Source organism: Parendozoicomonas sp. 2304DJ65-17 (assembly GCF_058148445.1).
Window position 1 is genome coordinate 1 of record NZ_JBYVJV010000166.1, and the last position, 230, is coordinate 230.

1 pseudogene is annotated in these 230 nt (G+C 46.1%); it reads left to right on the plus strand.

The annotated features are described in order from the left end of the window. Window positions 1-21: 21 nt before the first annotated feature. Window positions 22-230: pseudogene (locus ACY2RR_RS24905) on the plus strand (hypothetical protein); the annotation flags it as partial.

The window sequence follows — 230 nt, forward strand, 5'->3', positions numbered from 1 at the left end:
GTAAAGAATTCAATCAAATCAATGGCTGCAGGTTCTGTATTGGTTTTTGCCGGCACCACGTTTGTCGCTGATGCAGATATGAACGCTGGTGCCAATGATGTTGCGCTACACGGTTACGATCCTGTGAGTTACTTCACTTCCGGAAAGCCAACCAAAGGGTCTGGTGAGTACATGGCCACTTTCAAGAACGCCATTTTCAATTTTTCCAGCGCTGAAAACAGAGACACCTT